At 39.7% G+C, this 21,357-nt stretch carries 18 protein-coding genes; 4 read left to right on the top strand and 14 right to left on the bottom strand.

Annotation, left to right across the window (positions count from 1 at the left end; all coding sequences use genetic code 11):
• Positions 1-3: 3 nt before the first annotated feature.
• From AB1498_07025 to AB1498_06970, 12 genes are all read right to left on the bottom strand, one after another.
• On the bottom strand, positions 4-1,797 hold the full coding sequence (locus tag AB1498_07025) for a TIGR03960 family B12-binding radical SAM protein (GenBank protein ID MEW6088045.1): 1,794 nt from the start codon (positions 1,795-1,797) through the stop codon (positions 4-6).
• A gap of 36 nt (positions 1,798-1,833) precedes the next feature.
• Positions 1,834-3,045 carry a rod shape-determining protein RodA gene (gene rodA / locus AB1498_07020; protein ID MEW6088044.1) on the bottom strand — a complete coding sequence of 404 codons (1,212 nt, stop codon included), beginning with the start codon at positions 3,043-3,045 and terminating at the stop codon, positions 1,834-1,836.
• Positions 3,046-3,063: 18 nt separating this feature from the next.
• Positions 3,064-4,884, bottom strand: coding sequence for a penicillin-binding protein 2 (gene mrdA / locus AB1498_07015; GenBank protein MEW6088043.1), 1,821 nt, complete (start codon positions 4,882-4,884; stop codon positions 3,064-3,066).
• Positions 4,885-4,891: 7 nt separating this feature from the next.
• Positions 4,892-5,374, bottom strand: coding sequence for a rod shape-determining protein MreD (gene mreD / locus AB1498_07010; GenBank protein ID MEW6088042.1), 483 nt, complete (start codon positions 5,372-5,374; stop codon positions 4,892-4,894).
• Between the two features lie 9 nt (positions 5,375-5,383).
• The gene (gene mreC, locus AB1498_07005; protein ID MEW6088041.1) at positions 5,384-6,247 is read right to left on the bottom strand and encodes a rod shape-determining protein MreC; all 864 of its coding nucleotides are present in this window, start codon (positions 6,245-6,247) and stop codon (positions 5,384-5,386) included.
• Between the two features lie 12 nt (positions 6,248-6,259).
• Positions 6,260-7,315, bottom strand: coding sequence for a rod shape-determining protein (locus AB1498_07000; protein MEW6088040.1), 1,056 nt, complete (start codon positions 7,313-7,315; stop codon positions 6,260-6,262).
• Between the two features lie 43 nt (positions 7,316-7,358).
• Positions 7,359-8,330 carry a PASTA domain-containing protein gene (locus tag AB1498_06995; protein MEW6088039.1) on the bottom strand — a complete coding sequence of 324 codons (972 nt, stop codon included), beginning with the start codon at positions 8,328-8,330 and terminating at the stop codon, positions 7,359-7,361.
• A gap of 30 nt (positions 8,331-8,360) precedes the next feature.
• Complete coding sequence (fmt, locus tag AB1498_06990; GenBank protein MEW6088038.1) at positions 8,361-9,305, bottom strand: methionyl-tRNA formyltransferase; 945 nt, start codon at positions 9,303-9,305, stop codon at positions 8,361-8,363.
• A 12-nt stretch (positions 9,306-9,317) separates the two neighbouring features.
• Positions 9,318-9,827, bottom strand: coding sequence for a peptide deformylase (def, locus tag AB1498_06985; GenBank protein MEW6088037.1), 510 nt, complete (start codon positions 9,825-9,827; stop codon positions 9,318-9,320).
• Between the two features lie 51 nt (positions 9,828-9,878).
• Positions 9,879-10,862 carry an acyl-CoA dehydratase activase gene (locus tag AB1498_06980; GenBank protein ID MEW6088036.1) on the bottom strand — a complete coding sequence of 328 codons (984 nt, stop codon included), beginning with the start codon at positions 10,860-10,862 and terminating at the stop codon, positions 9,879-9,881.
• 89 nt (positions 10,863-10,951) lie between these two features.
• A complete protein-coding gene (locus AB1498_06975) occupies positions 10,952-11,812 on the bottom strand; it encodes a lysophospholipid acyltransferase family protein (GenBank protein MEW6088035.1) in 861 nt (286 codons plus the stop codon).
• 12 nt (positions 11,813-11,824) lie between these two features.
• On the bottom strand, positions 11,825-12,856 hold the full coding sequence (locus AB1498_06970; protein MEW6088034.1) for a sugar phosphate nucleotidyltransferase: 1,032 nt from the start codon (positions 12,854-12,856) through the stop codon (positions 11,825-11,827).
• Positions 12,857-12,965: 109 nt separating this feature from the next.
• Here AB1498_06970 and AB1498_06965 point away from each other — a divergent pair, with 109 nt between their 5' ends.
• Complete coding sequence (locus AB1498_06965) at positions 12,966-13,499, top strand: YajQ family cyclic di-GMP-binding protein (protein MEW6088033.1); 534 nt, start codon at positions 12,966-12,968, stop codon at positions 13,497-13,499.
• A 3-nt stretch (positions 13,500-13,502) separates the two neighbouring features.
• On the opposite strand, the gene AB1498_06960 is transcribed toward AB1498_06965, so the two are convergent.
• Both AB1498_06960 and cimA read right to left on the bottom strand, forming a co-directional pair.
• The gene (locus AB1498_06960) at positions 13,503-16,301 is read right to left on the bottom strand and encodes a valine--tRNA ligase (protein ID MEW6088032.1); all 2,799 of its coding nucleotides are present in this window, start codon (positions 16,299-16,301) and stop codon (positions 13,503-13,505) included.
• Positions 16,302-16,310: 9 nt separating this feature from the next.
• Positions 16,311-17,882, bottom strand: coding sequence for a citramalate synthase (cimA, locus tag AB1498_06955; protein MEW6088031.1), 1,572 nt, complete (start codon positions 17,880-17,882; stop codon positions 16,311-16,313).
• Between the two features lie 155 nt (positions 17,883-18,037).
• On the opposite strand from cimA, the gene AB1498_06950 reads away from it, so the two are divergent.
• From AB1498_06950 to lptG, 3 genes are all read left to right on the top strand, one after another.
• Complete coding sequence (locus tag AB1498_06950; protein ID MEW6088030.1) at positions 18,038-18,781, top strand: hypothetical protein; 744 nt, start codon at positions 18,038-18,040, stop codon at positions 18,779-18,781.
• Between the two features lie 77 nt (positions 18,782-18,858).
• A complete protein-coding gene (locus tag AB1498_06945; protein ID MEW6088029.1) occupies positions 18,859-19,989 on the top strand; it encodes an LptF/LptG family permease in 1,131 nt (376 codons plus the stop codon).
• Between the two features lie 123 nt (positions 19,990-20,112).
• Positions 20,113-21,189, top strand: a complete 1,077-nt coding sequence (gene lptG / locus AB1498_06940; protein MEW6088028.1) for an LPS export ABC transporter permease LptG — start codon at positions 20,113-20,115, stop codon at positions 21,187-21,189.
• Positions 21,190-21,357: the final 168 nt, after the last annotated feature.

Raw genomic sequence — 21,357 nt, 5'->3', positions numbered from 1 at the left:
CTGTCAGCAATATTCTTCCATCCCGCAATTGTTGCATCCCGATTTAAGACAATCCAGAGTAATTTTCGCGTCCTTAGACTTTTTATGTTCAGACATAAGATATTCCTTGTTTACACCGGTATCAATATGGTCCCATGGGAAAACTTCATCATAACTTCTTTTTCTATTCACATAAAACCCGGGATCTAAATTATTTTCTTTAAAAGCATCCATCCATAAGGAAAAGTTAAAATGTTCATCCCAACTGTCAAATCTTGCGCCTTTTCGCCATGCCGACAATATCACATTTCCAATCCTGCGGTCACCCCTGCTGATTACAGCCTCCAAAAAAGACTGTTCCGGATTGTGAAATTTAAGCGGATACCTGGTATGTTTTTTCAGGCAGTCCATTTTATTTTTTAAAACATCTATCCCGGGCTGTTCACTCCACTGGAAAGCTGTATGAGGTTTCGGGACAAAGAATGATAAACTGACATTAACTTTTCCCCTACCTCTCTTCCTCATGATTTTTGATACTTTATCCAAAATCAGCCCGATCTCTTCGATGTCCCGCTCATTTTCCCCCGGCAGTCCGATAATGAAATAAAGCTTTAATAAATTCCATCCGAGGGCCGTGACTTTTTCAGCAATTTCCAAAAGATTTTCTTCCGTAACCTGTTTATTTACGGCATCCCGCAAACGCTGTGATCCCGCCTCCAATGCGAATGTAAAGCCGGTCTTTTTGACCTCCTGGATCTTTTGGGCCACTGAAACAGGGAAATTGTCCAAACGCAGCGAGGGAAGACTTATGGAAACTTTTTTAGCGAGAAATCTCGCTGTCAAAATGTCAACTAATCCTTCCAAATCAGGGTAATCTCCCGGGCAAAGGCTTGAAAGAGAAATCTCGCCATATCCTGTATTTTTTATCCCTTCTTCAGCTAAATTTAAAACCCGGCCGCTGTCCCTGGAGCGAAACGGACGATAAAGCGTTCCCGCCTGGCAAAACCTGCAGCCGTGCACACATCCCCTTGAAATCTCAACCATTAAACGATCATGGACGGTCTCTATAAAAGGGACAATAAATTTTTCAGGGAAAAAACTTTCTGAAAAATTTCTGATAAATCTTTTGCTTATCCTTGACGGGACACCGTCTTTTTTTGGTTTTATATTTCTCTGCCTGCCGTCATCAAAATAGCTTATTTCATACAAAGAAGGAACGTATATTCCCTGAATCTTTACCAAATTTTCAAGCAAAACATCTTTATCCGCCTTTTCTCTTTTCCACGCGGAAAATACATCGATTACCTCCAGAGAAACTTCTTCTCCCTCGCCGATGACAAACGCGTCAAAAAACTGGGCCAGGGGTTCAGGATTAAAGGCACCCACACCTCCGGCAATAATTAAAGGGTAATCCCCCCTTTTCCTGTCCGAAGCTTTAAAAGGGATATCGCATAAATCCAATATAGACAAAATATTAGTATAACATAATTCATATGGTAAAGTAAAGCCAATAATATCAAAATCACGCAGGGCCCTTTTAGATTCCAGGCTGAATAAAGGGACCCTTTTCTCCCTTAAAATACTCTCCATATCGATATTTGGCGCATAAACTCTTTCCGCAAGACAATCTTCCCTGTTATTCAGCAGGGAATAAAGTATTTTCAGGCCAAGATGAGACATCCCTACCTCATATAAATCGGGAAAAACAAGCGCAATTTTTACCTTTTTATCGTCCCACGGTTTTTTTACAATGTTCCATTCTTCACCGATATACCGCCCCGGTTTTTGTACTTTGCCCAATATTTCTTCTAAATTCATAACACTCCCATAAATTTTATATATTTTAGCATATTTTTATCCTTCACCCCTTATTTTTTGCAGCACACCTATCATAATTAAAGAATTTATAAGATATGACCCGCCATAGCTTAAAAACGGCAAAGGAACGCCTACCACAGGCGCTACACCCATCGACATTCCTATATTTACAACAATATGGAAAACAAATACCACAGAAATACCGCTCGCGACAAGCGTACCGAACTTATCTCTGGACTGCAGCGCAATATTTAAAATTTTTATTATAAAAATAAAAAATAAAACTAAAAGCAGAAATCCTCCTATGAATCCCCATTCTTCACCGATAACGGAAAATATAAAGTCAGTATGATGTTCAGGGATAAAATTCAGGCGGTTCTGTGAACCATGAAGCCAGCCCTTGCCTAAAAACTGCCCGGACCCTACTGCTATCCTGGACTGGATTACGCTGTACCCGCTTCCCAGCGGGTCAAGCTCAGGATTAAAAAATACCATGATACGTTTTTTCTGGTAATCCTTTAAAAAATTCCATAACAGCGGCTGTCCTATCCCTGAAAAAATCGAAGTTATAATAACTGCCCACCCGTCAACCCTTGAAGGCTTATTTAAATAAATAATTACAGCCAATAAAACCATAAAAGAAAACCACAAAAGGCTAAATTTAAACAACAAAAGGCTCAAAAGCGGGGCTATGAGATAAAATAAATACTGGTATGACAAATCACAGAGATATACGGAAATAAAAAATACCGGTATAAATACAAGCGCCGTGCCTAAATCAGGCTGTTTTAAAACCAGGAAAAACGGGATTAAAACTATGCCCAGCGGAATCATTAAATCCGAAAGACGTTTAAGCTTTCCCTCTTTATCCATCAGATACCGCGACAATACAAGAATAACCGCGAATTTCATGAATTCCGAAGGCTGTATCATAAACGGCCCAAGAGACAGCCATCTGCTGCTTCCTTTGGTTGTCAGGCGGAATATCAAAAGTAATATCAGCAAAATAATATTAAACAAATAATAATAATACGCGTAATTAATGAAAACCTCATAATTCATGCTGTAAATAACCGCTATTAAAATCAGTCCCGCAAACGCCCAGTATAATTGTTTAACATAAAAAGGCATTCCCGGGATGTTAAAAGTAAATGATGCGCTGTAAATATTAAGCAATCCGAAAGATATTAAAATCAAAACTATGCTTAATAATATAAAATCGAAATTTTTAAAATAACCCTTTTTCATAATCCGTAAATAATATTTTTACATATTAATTTCTAAATCAAAATTCCTCGGTTCATCTTTAAGATAATAGGAAATTAATTCCCTGGCTATCGGCGCGGCAGAGAGACCGCCCTCCCCTCCGTGTTCCACCAGAATTATTAAACAAATCCTGGGATTTTGCACCGGCGCGAAACACGCGAACCATGAATGCGGCCTAAGATGCGCCGGCAGTCTTTTTTCTTCATCTTCATCCACCGGTCTTGCTATCAATTGCGCCGTTCCTGTCTTGCCCGCGACATCGAGCCCGGGGATACGGGCGCGGAACCCGGTCCCGCCGCTCGTGTTTACCGCTTTCCATAAATATGACTTAACAAGATTAAAGGTATCAGGCGAAAAATCAATTTTTTTCAGCCGGACAGGCGCAAATTCTTTTAATATTTTGTTATCATAACTTATTATCTTGCTCACCATGAAGGGCTTATATATTATTCCACCGTTCGCAAGCGCCGAATAAGCAACAGCGAGTTGAAGCGGAGTCGAGAGAATATATCCCTGCCCGATGGACAATTGGGCGGTATTCCCGGGAAACCACGGCGGATTTACTGAAATAAGCCCTCTTTGCTCTGAAATAATATCAATCCCTGTCGCATTTCCAAAATTAAACTCTTTCATTAAATCAGCCAGTTCTTTTACACCGAGTTTCAGCCCGAGTTTGTAAAAATAAATATTGCATGAATACCTCACGGCGTGGTCCAGGTCAATCTTGCCATGCCCGTCTTTTTTCCAGCAGCGGAATGTCTTATCTTTAATCTGAAATTCTCCGGTACATTCATTTATAATTTTCCCGTTATTAATATTATTATTTAATTCCTTGAGGGCCACTATAGGTTTCATTGTGGAACCTGGAGGATATTGTCCCTGAATAGCCCGGTTCAATAACGGCAAGCCTTTGTTGTTAATCAATCCTTCCCATTCGCGAAGGGTTACGCCGCCGATAAAAATATTAGGGTCGTAACCCGGAGAACTTACAAGCGCCAGGACCTCCCCGCTTGAAGGATTTAATGCGACAACAGCGCCATTCCTGTTTTTTAAAAGGTCCTCTGCAAGTTTTTGCAGGCCCAAATCCAGGGTGGTTATTAAATTCGCGCCTTTGACCGGTTCTTCCAAAGCCAGAGCTTTTCTTTTTCTGCCCCACGCGTCCACTTCGATTTCTTCACGGCCGTTCACGCCGCGTAAATAATTATCATAAGTTTGTTCCAGCCCGCCCTGCCCGGCTAAATCCCCCGGCACATAATTACCGGAGGGGTCTTTCAATTTTGATTCATTAACCTCGCTTATATAACCGGTAATATGCCCGGCGGCCCCGCCCGGATAATTTCGAAGGGGTTCGAGCCTCACACTTACACCGGGAAGAGAATTCTTATTTTCTTCAAAAATTATAAGCTGTTTCTTTGAAATATCTTTTAATAACAACTGTGATTGATAAGGACGGACAGACTTATTTTTATACAGCATCTCAAATTTTTCCTTTTCAAAACCGAAAAACTTTTTTAAATATTTTTTAAGTTCTGCTTCCTTATTCCCCGTGTCTTCGAGTGTTATATAAAAAGAATAACCTGTAAAATTAGAAGCCAATATTTTATGATTGCGTTCCAAAATCAATCCCCTCGGCGACCTGATATAAGCTATGCGGACCCGGTTACCCTTGGCCTGTTCTAAAAAAGTTTTACCTTTTATCAACTGCAGGTATCCCAGATAAAAAACCAGGACCAAAAAAAATGCACTGAACACAAAAATAACCATCTGCAATTTCTTCTTCATCCTGGGATTGACTGAAGTTTCCAAAGAAATAAAAGGCATTTTTACCTCATCTTATTTTAAATATCTTTCTTAACCCAAAAACAACCAAGGGAGACAACAAGGTATTATAAACTGTCAGGGGAAGGATAATATGTTTAAGGCTGGACATGAAAAATGATGTATAAGGCTGGAAAATATTTAACCAAAAAAATATGAAACACTCCTGAAAAAAACTTGCCGCGAGCACCGCTAAAACATAAGGATAAATATTTATTTTGTAAACGTGCTTCCCGGCAATACCCAGCGCAAAACCTATCAGGGTTTTATTTACCGCAAACATTCCTAAAAATCCGCTGCCTAAAATATCCTCTGTCAAGCCGCCGATAAAACCCAAAACCGCTCCCGTCCATGAACCTTCATAAATTGAAAAAAATACAATTATAATCAGAAGGATATCCGGTTTATAAGACCCAAATTCAATCAAACGGAATAGTGTAACCTTAAGGATAACACTCAAAATTACTATCAGGGCCATTAATAATTTCGGCATAAATGTCCTTTATTCCAAATCCAGACTCACATTTTCTCTCTCCGGCCACACCAAATCCTTGTTTTTTTTCAGCACAAATACTTCCTCCAATTTCGCAAAATTCACAAAAGGGCCGATTTCGATATAACGGCTTAAATTCAGGGATTTTTGTTCTATTTTTGCGACTCTCCCTATAAAAATCCCTTTAGGATAAACCATTCCAAGACCGGAAGTTATTAATATATCTCCTTCCCGGAGGTCTTCTTTATCATCAAAATATTTAAATTCACACAAGTTTTTCATCATACCTGTAACCACTCCGTTCGCACGTGTCCTCTGCACCATCGCGCCGACTCCGCTGTTCCGGTCAATAATCAGCTGGATTTTACTCATGTCCGGCCATACTTTCGCAACACGGCCCGCCAGCCCGTCTGTGGTTATTACCGCCATATCTATAGAAATATTGTGTTTACTGCCTTTATCAATAATAATATACTGAGACCAGTTACTGGGATCCTGCCCGATAACTTTTGCAGGGAGTAAAATTTTGGGAAAGGTACCGGAAAAACCTAAAAGTTTATTCAATCTTTCATTTTCCAGCTCAATTTCAGAGGCACGTGTAAGTCTTTGCAAAAGCAAACTGTTTTCCCTGCTTAATTTCTGGTTTTTATCCCAGATATTATTAAAATCTTTAATAAAATCATATCCTGTGCTGATTTTCTGCCCGACTTTAGAAATTACCCAGTTCCCGGGCACAAAAAAACGATCCAGCCAGCTGCCGCAGTCCCGGCCATAAAAACCCCCGATGCTCGAGATTAAAAGAATAATAAATGAAATACAAATAAGAATTACAGGCAAAAATTTTTCTCTGGACTGTTTATAGGTAATATCCATTTTTTTTAATCTTTATGACTGTTTGGATGGAATAAGAACCTTCCTTAATGTATTGAGTTCCGATAAAACTTTCCCCGTCCCAAGAACGACACAGGAAAGCGGATCGTCCGCAATGTTCACCGGCAGTCCCGTTTCTTCACGGAGCAATATATTCAACCCGTGCAGGAGCGCCCCGCCGCCGGCAAGGATTATGCCCCTGTCTACTATATCAGAAGCTAATTCGGGCGGTGTGCGTTCCAGCGAAGCCCGCACCGCGTCAACCATGGCCATGATAGGCTCATTTAAAGCCTCACGCACTTCCTCTTCCGTAATTACAAATGTCTTAGGTATACCCGCAATCAAATCCCTGCCTTTTATTTCCATCGTGGTTATGTTTGAATTATTCCTTTCGCACGGGTATGCCGACCCCAGTTTTATTTTTATATTCTCGGCGGTCCGTTCGCCGATAAGCAGGTTGTATTTTCTCTTTACATGGGCAATGATGGCCCTGTCCATTTCATCGCCGGCAACACGGACAGAACGGCTGAATACAACCCCTCCCAGTGAAATAACCGCAACTTCGGTCGTCCCGCCGCCTATATCCACAATCATATTTCCTGTGGGTTCATTAATAGGAAGCCCTGCCCCAATGGCCGCCGCCATTGGTTCTTCAATCAAATAAATTTCTCTCGCTCCCGCGTGTTCCGCAGAATCCCTGACTGCCCTTTTTTCCACTTCTGTGATACCTGAAGGGACACTTATGACAATTCTCGGTTTCAAAGTTACCCACGATTTACTTGTGTTAACTTTAGAAATAAAATACCTAAGCATCAATTCGGTAACCTCAAAATCCGCTATCACACCGTCTTTCATCGGGCGTATGGCCTCGATATTGCCCGGGGTTCTTCCAACCATTTCCTTGGCCTCGCTGCCCACGGCCAATACTTTTCTTGTTTCACGCTCAATCGCTACAACCGAGGGTTCAAAAAGAGTAATCCCTTTATCCTTCAAAAATACCTTTGTATTCGCTGTGCCTAAATCAATGGCAATATCGTTTGAAACTAATCCTAAAAAACTGTCAAATAACATTTTTCTCTCCTTTACGTCCTTCACGATTTACATTTCTTTATATTTATAGCTCTCTTTCCTCAATCAATTCTCCATCGAGAAAAATATTCATTTTCGCGTCACCTGTAACCTTGAAATCCAGGTTAATCTTCTCAGATGGTTTCACTGTTTTATTTAATACCTCGTGCAGTCCTCTGCCGTCAATTACATTAATCCTGACTTCCCTGTCCACAAGTCCGGCCGGCACTGTATAAATTATTAAAACCTGCCTTTCTTCCCCGCCTTCGTCTTTTACATCGTCCGGGACACTAATTTTAAAATCAACCGTGTTCCCGTAAGAAACCATATAGCCTGCCTGCGGATTCTGTTCCAATACGGTCCCGTTTTCCCAATCGTTTGTCCTTTCTTCTTTTACCTCTCCGATAACCAATTCCAAATCCTTTATTAATCTTTTAACCCCCTCAATATTTCTGCCTATTAAATCCGGCATAAAAAAATAATATTTCTCTTTCCCGCTGCTTACCAATAAATTAATTTTAGAATCGGGCAAAAGTTCCGAATCCGGCTGCGGTGTCTGGGAAATGACCTTTCCATCTTCAATATGAAAGGAGGACACAAAAGCAATCCGCCCGACAACCCATCCTTCCCTTTTTAAAATACCCTGCGCCTCTCTCAAAGTTATATTTTCCACATTTGGAACTTTTGTCTGCATTATACCACGGCTGACCACTACCCTTATAATCCTGCCTTCCTTTACCTCTTCTCCCGGCACAGGATATTGTGAAATAATATAATCAGGCGGGATTATACTATCAAAGGTTTTTTCGGCAATCTGCAGATTTAATTTTTTCGGGTTTAATTCTTCCAGGGCATCAACAATACTCCTGCCTGTCACATCGGGTATTTCGACCTTATTACGGTGGCTGACTAAAATTCCCGCGATAAAAAAACCGAGGATAATAGAAAATATAATAATACCTGTAAAGGCAAAAAATAATTTTCCCCAATGTATATTAACTTCATATTGATTTGCCATTTTGTGAAAATACCTAAAATAGTGATTATATTAAAATATCTGCTCTTTGTCAAACTTCATTCCCGTTTTTAGTCTATAACCCGAAATAAATTCACGCGCAGTCATAATCTTTCTTGCTTCAGGCTGTATCTCCTTAATATAAATAATACCATCGGCACAGCAAACACCAATCCTGTCTTTATTGACTTCAATTATTTCCCCGCGTATTTTCTTATTTCCATCAAAGACAAATTCCGCGCTGATTATCTTAACCATTAAACCGGCGAAAAAAGTGTATACACCAGGCCACGGATTTAACGCCCGTATTTTATTATTAATCCTTAGCACGCTGTCATCCCAGTCAATCAACCCGTCTTGTTTTGTAATCTTCCGGGCGTAAGTCGCTGATTTTTCATCCTGGGCCACTGGTCTTGCAGTTTTAGTCTTTATCAAATAAACCGCTTCTTTTAATGCACAAGCGCCTAAATCAGATAAACGTTTATATAATGATATAAAATTTTCCGAAGGGGAAATTTTTGTCTCTTTTTGAATAATAATGTCCCCTGAATCCAGTTTTTCAGAAACATACTGGATTGTTACCCCCGTGCTCTTTTCACCTTCAAGGATAGCCCGCTGTACCGGCGCACTGCCCCTGAATTTCGGCAAAAGAGAGGCGTGAACATTAATACAGCCTTGTTTTGGTATGGATAAAAATTCCTTATTCAAAATCTGGCCGTAAGCGGTTACAATAATAATATCCGGCCTTAAATCTTTTAATTCCTGTATAAAATCGAGGTACCCCGCGGATTCCGGCTGTAAAATATGTAACCGGTTTTCCAGCGCCAGTTGTTTAACAGGCGATGCTTCCAGTTTCATTCCCCTGCCTTTTTTCCTGTCAGGCCTTGTTATAACACAGACTATATTTTCTTCTCCCTCGATCAACATTCTCAAGGAAGGAACTGCAAAATCCGGGGTCCCCATAAAAGCGATACGCATATCTTACCTCTATTATTTATGTTTTTTAAGTTCTTTTAATTTCTTTTGAAGAAGGATTTTTTGGGTAAAGGACAAACGGTCAACGAACAATATCCCGTCAAGATGGTCTATTTCATGCTGGAGGGCTCTTGAAAGTAAATCTGAAGCAATTATTTTTACAGGGTTGCCTTTGACATCTAAACCAGCGGCTGTAACCCTGGCAAACCGTTTTATATTTGCCGTGATACCAGGAAGGCTGAGACATCCCTCGTCATCTTCCATTAATCCTTCTTTTTCGGTTATTACGGGATTCACAAGGGTTATAAGGTCTTTCCCTCCGCTTTTTCCTCCTGTTACATCAATAACAATTATTCTTTTTAACACCCCAACCTGATTTGCGGCAAGGCCCACCCCTTTTGACAGATACATTGTGGACACCATGTCCTCAATAAGAAGATTTATTTCTTTATTGATTCTTTTTACTTCTTCCGCTTTTTCCCGGAGAATTTTATCACCGTATATTTTTATATTTAAAACAGACATGATTATTTCCTATTTAAACTTAGTTTGGTAAATTTTTCCAAAAAAGTCAAATTATAATTTACCCGCTGCAACATCACTCATTTGTTTATTCCTGCAAATCTTTTTCCCGCAGCGGCTGCCCCACGAGGCAATTAACTCACCCATCTCTTTCATAACAACAACTTCACAGTGGTTAACACAATCCTGGCATTCAAAACAGGATGTTTCAAACTCTCTTTTATTCAGATAAAATCCTTTAAATTTCGATCTATGGCCTTGTTTTTTTCTCTCTTTTGCAAGTAAAGCAACTCCAATCGCGCCCATAATCTTATGTTCTTCAGGGACAAGAACCGGTAATTTAAGTTCTTCTTCAAAAACCTTTTTTATCCCCTGATTGGCAGCAACTCCGCCCTGGAAAATAACAGGTGCGAGGATCTCCCTGCCTTTTACCAAGTTATTCAAATAGTTCCGCACCAGCGCCCGGCATAATCCGGCAATAATATTCTCATGTGAATATCCCAATTGCTGTTTATGTATCATATCGGATTCGGCAAAGACCGTGCACCTGCCTGCAATTTTAACATTAAGGTCGGCCTTTAATGCCAATTTTCCAAATTCCTCAATAGGGATTTTTAACCTTTCTGCCTGGTGGTCCAAAAAAGAACCTGTTCCGGCCGCGCAAACCGTATTCATGGCAAAATCAACAGGAACCCGGTCCCTGATAATAATTATTTTAGAATCCTGGCCGCCGATTTCCAAAACCGTGTTAACATCCGGATTTATATGAATCGCGGCAACTGCGTGAGATGTTATTTCATTAACCACACAATCCGCGCCCACCAACACTCCTGCCAGCATCCTGCCGCTTCCCGTGGCCCCGCATGCTTCAATATTAATATTTTTGCCGATTTTGCAGGCTAAATCTTCCATTCCATTTTTAATCACATCAATAGGCCGGCCTTTGGTCCGAAGATATGAACTGGCTACTAATTTAGCGTTTTTATCCAAAACCGCAAAATCCACGCTGACTGAACCGACATCGATACCAAGATACATTTGTTCTCCACTGTAATTAAAAATTTAAAATGCAAAAGTTAAAATTTTTGCATAATATTATAACATAACACTGTTTTCCCTCCGACTTTTCACTCAGAACCTATTTTTTTGAATACAAACCACTGTTCAGGAAATTTCAGGACAAAACCTTCCAGGACCTTTGCCAGTTTCCGGGCATTTAATCTGATATCTTCCTGTAAATGTCCGGTCCTTTCTATTTCCATCAAAGGCGATACCAAAATTTTATGTCCTGAAACGTTTTTGACACAAACTAAAGGAATAATCGGAATATCAAATTTTAGGGCTAAAACTGCTGCCCCCGCGGGGAAATTGTAACTTTCACCCAGGAAATTAACGGGAATTGTCTGGCTGTCATAACTGAAATCACCTAAAATAGCTATGTTTTTTTTGTCCTTGATCGCCGAAATTATGCCTCTAATGTCCCTGCGGTCAATAATCCCAAATTTATGTTTTAATCTTATATTATTGAAAAACTCAGATACCTTCCTGTCTTCATGCCTTTCATAAATTGCCGTAAAACTATATCCTCTGTGAGTTAAAAAGGCCCCGCCTAATTCCCAATTACCCATGTGGAGGGTAACGAATATTGCCCCTCTATTTTTCACGGCATCTAAATACTCAATGCCGTCTATTTCTAAAAATAATTTATTTATTTCTTCTTTTTGTAATGTATCCAGAGAGACCAAATCAATTAAATATCTCCCAAAATTACAAAAAACCTGCCTGCCCTTTTCTTTAATCTCAGCTTTTTCCCTTTTAAGTTCATAGATTTTACTAAGATTATAACAAACATTTTTTTTTATATCGGTCGGAAAGATATAAAATATATCCGATAATATATTCGCGGCCGCGTAATTAAATTTCATCGGGAAATAACGTATAAATAATTTTATTATCCTATAAAATAAATACGTTCTTGTTAAAAAGATTTTTTCTCCCTTTTAAAATTTGTTTTCTTCATCAATACCGCTTAAATTTACTACTGAAGAGTCCCCCAGGTTAATGTGATGTGTTAATCCGTTAAACACTGCTTTATAACCGATAAGAGAAGATGATAAAACGATATTGCTGACTTTTGCCTTTTTATTCACAATACTGTTTTGAATGACTACGTTTTCCAGGGCAGCTTCGTCTCCTACAGAGACATAAGGCCCTATGACAGAATTAATAATCTTTGCGCTCGGTGATATGTAAACAGGCGAACAAACGGTTGAACCTTCAATAATTTTTAATTTATTATGATATTTATCCAGTAAAAACCTGTTGGTGTTTAACAGTGTTTCCGGTTTCCCGCAGTCATACCAGCCGTCAATTTCTTCCGCGTAAAATTTTTCTCCTTCTTTAAGCATTAATTGTAAAGCGTCCGTTAGTTGAATCTCTCCCCGTGTTATTTTATGGTTATTAATGTTTTCTCTAAGGCATTTAAAAAGAAGTTTACTGTTTTCCAGGAAATAAGCCCCGACAATAGCCAGGTTTGTAGGAGGATTTTCGGGTTTTTCAAGTAAATTGGATATATACCCGTCTTTGACCTCAACCACACCGAACCTTCTCGGATCTTTTACTTCTTTAACCCCGATCCAGCTTCTTTTGCGTGAAAAAGCTTTTTGAAAATTTATATCAAGAATTGTGTCTCCCAATAGAATAAAAACAGGGCCTTTGACTTTGCTTCTTGTAAGATAAACAGCATGCCCCAGTCCTTTTAATTCATTTTGGGGCACATATTCTATATCAAGCGGCTTATAATTTTTTTCAATATATTTAAATATTTGTTCTCTCATCTGCCCGACAACCAGGATAATTTTCTTTATCCCCGTCTTTTTTACACTATCAAGGACATGGCCCAGTATAGGCTTGTCGGCCACTCTTAATAAAACCTTGGGAAGGGTGTGTGTATGCGGTTTCAACCTGGTTCCCATGCCGGCAATCGGGATCACTGCAGTCACATCAGACAAATCTATCTTTTGTTTTGCCATAAGAATTTACTCCTTCTAAATCGCCCATGAGTTATTATTTATCAATTCATTATAAAGTATTATTTTGGATTATTATATACTAATTTTAAAATTTAATGAATATTTTTTAATGATTTTGAAAATAAAATGGAGTATAATTAAAATAATTATGGCTAACTTTTCGTTTGATATTGTTTCTGAAATAAATATGCAGGAAGCGGACAACGCAGTAAACCAGGCGCAGAAGGAACTGGCTACGCGGTATGATTTTAAGGGCAGTAAATCGTCCATTGCTTTTAACAGGGAAGAAAAAAAAATGACTTTGATAGCGGACGATGATTTTAAATTACGTTCATTAACAGATATACTGAATAGTAAAATGATAAAACGCGGCATCTCCCCCAAATTTTTGAATTTCAAAACTCCCGAAAAAGCGTTTGAAGGGACATTAAGGCAGATAGTTGAAATATCAAACGGCATTGACCGCGAAAAGGCCAAAGACCTTGTTAAAATTATCAAAGACACTAAACTTAAAATCCAGACCCAAATCGAGGGCGAAAAATTAAGGGTGACAGGCGCTAAAAAAGACGACCTGCAGGCGGTCATTGCTCATCTAAAAACAATAAATTTTTCCCTGCCGCTTGTTTTTTGCAATTACAGGTAAATTTTATTGAATTGCTTCCAAATGCCGTTTTAATTTTTCAAGTTTTTCTTTCAGCAGTATTATTTTATCTCTTTCTTTCTGGACAATGTCTTTTGGCGCGCGTTCTGTGAAATTTTTGTTCTCCAGCGCAGATAAAATACGTTTTATATCGTTTTCAACCGATTCAATTTCTTTTTTTAAACGCGTTGTCTCTTTCCGGATATCAATCAGGCCGGCTAACGGAACAAATATCTCTGTCTTACCTGCTAACACTGAAACTGAATTTTCCGGTTTTTCAGCCTTTAAATCAATACTTAAATCTTTTCCTTTTGCAAGCCTTTGTATATAATTCCTGACACTGTCAAAAAATTCCAGTTCTTTTTTGGTTTTGGGTTTTATAACTATATCAATCTCTTTTCCCGGTTCTATGTTCATTTCCGAACGGATATTCCTGACGGCAGTCACGATATCCATAAGCATATTCATCTCTTTTTCCTTCTCAATAAAAATAACTTCTTTGTCAAACTCAGGCCAGCCTGAAATCATGATACTTTCTTTTCTTTCCATAAAATAAGGCAGGTTCTGCCATATCTCTTCGCTTATAAAAGGCATAAAGGGATGTAAAAGACGAAGACTTGTTTCCAGCGTGGAAATAAGAACATACTGGACCGTCAATTTTTGTTTCTCATCTCCGTTTAATAAACGGTCTTTCGCAAACTCCAGGTACCAGTCACAATACTCGTGCCAAATAAAATTATAAATTGTATGGGCGGCTTCATTAAATCTATAATCATCGAGGGCAGCGGTAACATTTTTCACCGCCTGCTGGAGTCTGCTTCTTACCCAGAAATCAGCGAGGTCGAAATCAAGTTCCCAGGGCACAATCTTCAAAGAACTGAAACTTGACAAATTCATTATCACAAACCTTGAAGCGTTCCAGATTTTATTCGCGAAATTCCGGTATCCCGCTATCCGCTCCTCGGACATTACAATATCCCTGCCCTGTGCCGCGAAAGCCGCGAGAGTAAACCTCAAAGCGTCAGTCCCGAATTTATCCATCACAATCAAAGGGTCTATAACATTACCGCGGGACTTGCTCATCTTCTGGCCCTGCGCGTCCCGGACAAGCGCGTGAAGATAAACATCCCTGAAAGGCACTTTTTTGTTGAATTTCAGCCCCATCATAATCATACGCGCGACCCAGAAAAACAAGATATCGAAACTCGTGACAAGGCACGATGTAGGATAGAAAGTTTTCAATTCGGGTGTCTTCTCCGGCCAGCCTAAAGTTGAAAACGGCCACAATGCTGAACTGAACCAGGTGTCTAAAACATCTTCGTCCTGATATAAATCATTTGAGCCGCAGACAGGGCATCTTTTTGGGGTATCGATTGAGACAATAATCCCTTTTCGTGATTCGTGTTCCGTGTTCCGTGATCCGTTGGGCGAATACATGGATTCGCCCCTACCGGCGCACTTTTTACAATACCACACCGGTATCCGATGCCCCCACCATATCTGGCGGGAAATACACCAATCCCTTATATTGTTCATCCACGAAAAATATGTGGCGTTCCACGTCTCCGGCACAAACCTTACTTTACCCTCTTCCACCGCTTTTACCGCGGGTCCAGCCAGAGGCTTCATTTTAACAAACCACTGGAGAGAAAGATAAGGCTCAATAACCGTATGGCACCTGTAGCAATGTCCAACCGCGTTTTCATAATCTTTAATTTCCGCCATTAATCCACCGGCGGTTAGATCGTCAATAATCTTTTTACGGCACTCAAACCTGTCTAATCCTTTATAATCAGGCGCGTTTTCATTAATACGCCCTTTTTCATCCATGATTTTCAACATGGGAAGATTATGTCTTTTCGCGACCTCAAAATCATTTAAATCATGGGCGGGCGTTATCTTAACCACACCGGTCCCAAAAGAGGAATCAACATAGCCATCCGCCACAATAGGAATTTCTTTATTAACCAGAGGCAGGATAACTGTCTTTCCGATAAGATGTTTATAACGTTCATCATCTGGATTTACTGCCACAGCCGTGTCCCCGAGCATTGTTTCAGGACGTGTAGTCGCAACGATCAAAAAATTAGTTTTTTCCTGCCCCTGGGCCTTGCCCCCTGACCTTTGACCCTCTGTAATTGGATACTTGATATAATACAACTTACCCTTTGCCGGTTGATATTCCACTTCGATATCCGATAACGCAGTATGGCATCTCGGGCACCAGTTGATTATATAATTGCCTCGATAGATAAGACTTTCATTATAGAGGCGGACAAAAACTTCCCTGACCGCCTTTGACAAACCCTCGTCCATCGTGAACCGCTCTCTCTCCCAGTCACATGACGCACCCAGCCGTTTCAATTGAGAAATAATTATTCCGCCGGACCTTTCTTTCCATTTCCATACCCGGCTGATAAATTTTTCACGCCCGAGTTCATGGCGGCTTGTTTTTTCTTCCTTAAGCTGGCGCTCAACAACATTCTGGGTGGCAATGCCCGCGTGGTCCACGCCCGGCATCCAGAGAACGTTAAACCCCTGCATTCGTTTCCAGCGCACGAGAATATCCTGCAACGTATTATTCAGCGCGTGGCCGACATGGAGCGACCCTGTCACATTCGGCGGCGGGATAACAATACTATAACTCTTTCTGCCGCTTTCAGCTTCCGCGTGAAAATAATTTTTCTCCATCCAGAATGAATACCATTTTTCCTCTACAAGCTTCGGGTCATAAACTTTAGATATTTCTTTTTTACCTTCTGAAATATCGTTTTTATCCTTAAGGATTAACTCAGGTGTTTCCATTTTTATCCTTTATTTTTTCGCATCTTTAAGCAGTTTATATTCGATACTGTCGACAAGGGCCTGCCAGCTCGCCTCAATGATGTTTTCAGATACTCCGACTGTCCCCCATGTATCTTCATGGTCAGCGGATTCGATTAAAACTCTCACTTTTGCCACAGTCCCCACACCTTCATTTAAGACCCGCACCTTATAATCGATTAATTTCATGTCCTTTAGCTGCGGATAAAAATCCTTCAGGATTTCACGCAAGGCGTTATCCAGCGCATTCACAGGGCCATCACCTTCAGCCACTGCATACTTGCGTTCGCCGTCAACCTCCATCCTGATGACAGCCTCGGAAAGGATATCTTTAGAACCGCGTTTTTCAACAAGGACCCGAAAACTCTCCAAATCAAAAAACTTTCTATGCTTACCCATTGCCTTTTTCACCAAAAGTTCAAATGACCCTTCAGCGCCTTCAAACTGATACCCCATCTGTTCCAGTTTTTTTACACTTTTCAAAATTTCCTTTACATGGGGGTCGTTCTTTGTAAAATCAAGGCCGAATTTTTCCGCCTTGCTTAAAATCGTACTTTGGCCGGAAAGTTCCGAAACTAAAATCCTGCGCGCGTTTCCCACAAGAACAGGGTCAATATGTTCATAGGTGGCCCCGTGTTTTCTCACAGCGCTTATGTGCACGCCGCCCTTATGCGTAAAAGCTGATTTCCCTACATAAGGCTGGTTTTCACGGTGCGGTAAATTCGCAAGTTCACTCACAAACCTGGAAACCTCGGTAAGCATTTGCAATCTGCGTTCAGCTAAACAGTTGATTTTTAATTTTAATTGCAGGTTGGGGATGATGGAACAAAGATTCGCGTTGCCGCACCGTTCGCCATAACCGTTAATTGTTCCCTGTACCATATTTACACCGCATTTAACCGCGACCAGGGAATTTGCAACAGCCAGGTCATTATCATTATGCGTGTGAATTCCCAGACTGATTTTTGGAAAACGGGTTTTGACGGTTCCCGCAATTTCTTCAATTTCCCACGGCAAAGTTCCGCCATTTGTATCGCATAAACATAAGCAATCGGAGCCGGCTTCATAGGCCTTTTCCAGTGTTTTCAGGGCATAATCCCTGTTCGCTTTATAACCGTCAAAAAAATGCTCGGCATCGTAAATTACCTCTCTCTTTTTCGATTTCAAAAAACAGACTGTGTCGGAAATCATCCTGAGGTTTTCTCCGAGTGTTGTCTCTAATGCCTTTTTAACATGAAAATCCCATGACTTGCCGAATATTGTAATGACTTCCGTACCGGCTGAAAGCAGCGCATGGGTATTTGAATCCTCATTTACTTTGCTGCCGGGTTTGCGGGTACTTCCAAACGCGGAAACTTTTGCCTGCAAAAGCCTGAGTTTTTTTACCTCCTGAAAGAAAAATTCATCTTTGGGATTTGAACCGGGCCATCCGCATTCAATATAGTGAACACCTAATTCATCCAGTTTTTTTACAATCCGGAGTTTATCTTCCAGGGAAAAGGAAACTCCCTCCCCCTGTGAACCGTCTCTTAAAGTTGTGTCATAAATTTTCAATTTATACATTTATATAAAACCAACTCTCCCTTTACCCCATTTTTAAGAAACTATATCGTATCTTGCAGTTTTTTGCAATAAAAAAATATTTTCAAGGTGGACAATTTTATGGTTTAATATTGCTTTATAAATATTTTTATGATAAATTAATAACGATGAATATAATGCCGGGAAAAAAGAATTTAATGTTTTTGGTGTTGTCATTGTTTTTAATAACGCTGTTGCTGCGGTTAACCATAATGAAGCCGAAACAGATGCATGTCCCCTTAAAATATAAACCCATGGATAAAAATGTTTTATTTAAGGAAACCAGGCACGCGGATTTCGATATTCCGGAATTGAAATTAAATGAATTAAACAAGCCTAAAATCAAATATCCCGAAAATACCAAGAATATCTTTAAATCTATAATAATCCCGCCAGTAAAATATATACCTCCGCCTCCCGTTATTCCCGCCCCGCCCCCCCCGCCTGTTCCAAAACGTAATCCTTTAGAGGACGAATTAAAAAAATTCCAGTTTATCGGTTTCAGCGAAAATAAAGGAAAAACCAGCGTATTTTTATCAAAAGGCGACAATTTATATGTAACAAGCAAGGGAGAAAAAATCGAAGATAAATTCCTGGTTAAAAATATAACCCAGACAGATATTACCCTGGCTTTAATAAATCAAACGGATATTGAGTATAAAATAAGCTTGAAAGAGGAACAGGGAACCGCCCCGAATTATCAGGAACCGCCTCCTATTCCATACCAGGAAATCAATGAACCGCAGGTTTACGAAGAACCTCCTCCCATACCTGAGGAACCTCCTGTAATTCCGCCTGTTCAACCGGTTCCAAACCCTATGCACGGCCGTCCTGTGCCGCCGCAGGAAAAAGAGGGGTTTCCGCCAGAATCAGAATTTTAACCCAGCTCTTCCTAACAACTAAAGGAAGGATTAGGGTAAATAATTAGATTAATAATAACTATAGGAGGAAGGGCCGGGTGAAAACATTAACCCGTTATTTTATAAAAGAACTTGTTTCGCCGTTTTTTCTGAGCCTTTTTGTAATAACTTTTCTTTTGCTTTCCGGCAAAATTTTCGATTTAACAGAACTTTTTATCACCAAAGGGATACAGGCAAAAACAATAGGCCGCCTTCTTTTATACATTCTGCCTTCATTTCTTGCCATTACGATACCTATTTCTGTTTTAGTGTCCGTCCTGATGTCCCTGGGGCGGCTTTCATCTGAAAATGAAATTACAGCTATTAAAACAGGCGGAATTAACCTCATCAGGTTATTCATGCCTATTATTGTCATATCAATATTTTTTAGTTTATTCATGTTCTGGTTTAATAATAACACCCTGCCAAAATCGAATTTCGCGTTTAAAAACTTATATTATTCAATCATACAAAAAAAGGCGGAAGTAGTCATGAAAGAAAAGGTCTTTATAGATGATTTCGACGGACTGCTGATTTACATTGGCAGCATGGATGAAAAAAAATCAAGGCTGTATAACGTATTTATACAAAAATTTGAACCTGACAAACCCCGGCAGACCATTATCGCGAAGGAAGCCGAATTAATCTCCAACCCCGCTGAAAGAAGGGTAATGATGAAACTTTATAATGGGACCGCTCATGATTGTGATGAAAAAAATATGGCAAAATACCATAAAATCGATTTTGAAACCTATAATATTAACATCGACATTAACCAGGTGCTCGGGCAGGCTATGGATATCCGAAAAGGCGACAGGGAAATGAACATGAGAGAACTAAAAGAAGAGGCAAAAAAAGCCGGGGAATTAAAATTAAAAACAGGTTATTTATGGGTGGAATATTATAAAAAATCCGCTATCGCTTTTGCCTGTACAATCTTTACAATAATCGGTTTTCCCCTCGGCACAATGGCAAAAAAAAGCGGGCGCGCGATTGGAATTTTTACAAGTATTTTTTTAAGCTTTATATATTACCTTTTTTTAATCGGCGGTGAGACCCTTGGCGACAGGGAAAAAATCAGCCCGTTTTTAGCCATGTGGTCGGCCAATATAATTATAGGAATAATCGCTGTTATTTTATTTTTTATTACAATATATGAGAAAAATCCATTTGAATTCCTGAAAAAGTAAACCCCGTTAGAGACTTTCAGCCTCTAACGGGTATAAGCTGACGGTGGCATTTACCACCGTCAGCTCGGAATCGGTTAACCACCGATTGAAATCGGTGGCTTTCTCTAATGGGGTAAACGCATTATGAAAACCATTGACCGCTATTTAATACGTGAATATCTTAAACCGTTATGTTATACCTTCCTGGCAGGAGTGCTTATTTACCTGACCGCTGAGCTTTTTGAAAATATCGATATTTTGATAGACAATAAAGTCCCTTTTAAAATTGCCGTGAGTTTCTTTATTTATGAACTGCCTAAAATTATTATTGAAATACTGCCGATTATCTGCCTGATAGCCGTACAGCTTGCATTTTCCAGGCTAAGCCGGCAAAACGAACTTGTAATATTCAAAGTAAGCGGCATAAGCACCATCCGCGCAATTTCACCTATCCTGTTTTTCAGTTTACTGCTAAGTGCCGGCGCGCTTATCTTTAATGAAACAATAGTCCCTGTTTCCAACGCTAATTTCAAAGAAATAAAAAACCAGAAAATCTATAAAAGAACTTATATAATAAATGAAATAAAGCAAAATGTTTCATACTACGATGAATCAGGAAAAATGTATTTTATTAAATTAATAGACCCTGACCGCGGTGTAATTAACGGGCTTACTATATACGAATTTGACAAAAACTACGGGCTGATAAAACGTTATGACGCGCTTTCCGCAAAATGGCTCGGGAAACACTGGATACTGGAAAACGGTTTTTTAAGGACATTCGACGGGCGGGAAAGGGCGAAATCTTTTAAACTGCAAAAAGTATCCATAACGGAAACACCGGCGGATTTCGTCAGAAAACAGAAAGACCCTATGGAAATGTCTTTTTACAACCTCAGGGATTATGTCCGCAAAATGAAAAACAGCGGGCTTGAATTTAAAAAAGAAATAATAGAATTATACACAAAGATTTCATATCCATTTACATGTTTTTTTATTGTTCTTCTGGGAATACCGTTCGCCTTAAAAACCGGCCGTAAAGGAACATTTATTTTATCGGTCGGTTTGAGCCTTCTTTTTGGTTTTATTTACTGGGGAATTATCGCTTTATTTAAGGCGCTGGGGAGAAGCGATGTATTAAGCCCCATGCTTTCAGCATGGGGGGCGAATATATTATTCGGTTTATTAAGTTTAATAATGCTGAAGTGGACGGATAAATAAGGGCACCGCAACTATTGCAGTGCCCTTCCCTTTACTTTTTACTTTTGGTTCTGTTGAAATCCTTTAATATATAGCCCGAAGAAGACGAAAAGCTCCTCCAGAGAGAAATCTTTGGAAAAAGGAGGAGCTTTCGTGAAACAACTTACAAGCTATGAACAGTTTATCCTG

It is taken from the genome of bacterium, from assembly GCA_040754625.1.
Lineage (GTDB): Bacteria > JACRDZ01 > JAQUKH01 > JAQUKH01 > JAQUKH01 > JAQUKH01.
The sequence above is the reverse complement of the archived record's forward strand: the minus strand, read 5'-3'. Positions and strand labels throughout refer to the sequence as shown.

Excerpts from the sequence above, each read along its gene's own strand:
- AB1498_07025 (MEW6088045.1), bottom strand. The coding sequence starts at position 1,797 with ATGAATTTAGAAGAAATATTGGGCAAAGTACAAAAACCGGGGCGGTAT.
- rodA (MEW6088044.1), bottom strand. The coding sequence starts at position 3,045 with ATGAAAAAGGGTTATTTTAAAAATTTCGATTTTATATTATTAAGCATA.
- mrdA (MEW6088043.1), bottom strand. The coding sequence starts at position 4,884 with ATGCCTTTTATTTCTTTGGAAACTTCAGTCAATCCCAGGATGAAGAAG.
- mreD (MEW6088042.1), bottom strand. The coding sequence starts at position 5,374 with ATGCCGAAATTATTAATGGCCCTGATAGTAATTTTGAGTGTTATCCTT.
- mreC (MEW6088041.1), bottom strand. The coding sequence starts at position 6,247 with ATGGATATTACCTATAAACAGTCCAGAGAAAAATTTTTGCCTGTAATT.
- AB1498_07000 (MEW6088040.1), bottom strand. The coding sequence starts at position 7,315 with ATGTTATTTGACAGTTTTTTAGGATTAGTTTCAAACGATATTGCCATT.
- AB1498_06995 (MEW6088039.1), bottom strand. The coding sequence starts at position 8,330 with ATGGCAAATCAATATGAAGTTAATATACATTGGGGAAAATTATTTTTT.
- fmt (MEW6088038.1), bottom strand. The coding sequence starts at position 9,305 with ATGCGTATCGCTTTTATGGGGACCCCGGATTTTGCAGTTCCTTCCTTG.
- def (MEW6088037.1), bottom strand. The coding sequence starts at position 9,827 with ATGTCTGTTTTAAATATAAAAATATACGGTGATAAAATTCTCCGGGAA.
- AB1498_06980 (MEW6088036.1), bottom strand. The coding sequence starts at position 10,862 with ATGTATCTTGGTATCGATGTCGGTTCAGTCAGCGTGGATTTTGCGGTT.
- AB1498_06970 (MEW6088034.1), bottom strand. The coding sequence starts at position 12,856 with ATGGCAAAACAAAAGATAGATTTGTCTGATGTGACTGCAGTGATCCCG.
- AB1498_06965 (MEW6088033.1), top strand. The coding sequence starts at position 12,966 with ATGATTTTGAAAATAAAATGGAGTATAATTAAAATAATTATGGCTAAC.
- AB1498_06960 (MEW6088032.1), bottom strand. The coding sequence starts at position 16,301 with ATGGAAACACCTGAGTTAATCCTTAAGGATAAAAACGATATTTCAGAA.
- cimA (MEW6088031.1), bottom strand. The coding sequence starts at position 17,882 with ATGTATAAATTGAAAATTTATGACACAACTTTAAGAGACGGTTCACAG.
- AB1498_06950 (MEW6088030.1), top strand. The coding sequence starts at position 18,038 with ATGCCGGGAAAAAAGAATTTAATGTTTTTGGTGTTGTCATTGTTTTTA.
- lptG (MEW6088028.1), top strand. The coding sequence starts at position 20,113 with ATGAAAACCATTGACCGCTATTTAATACGTGAATATCTTAAACCGTTA.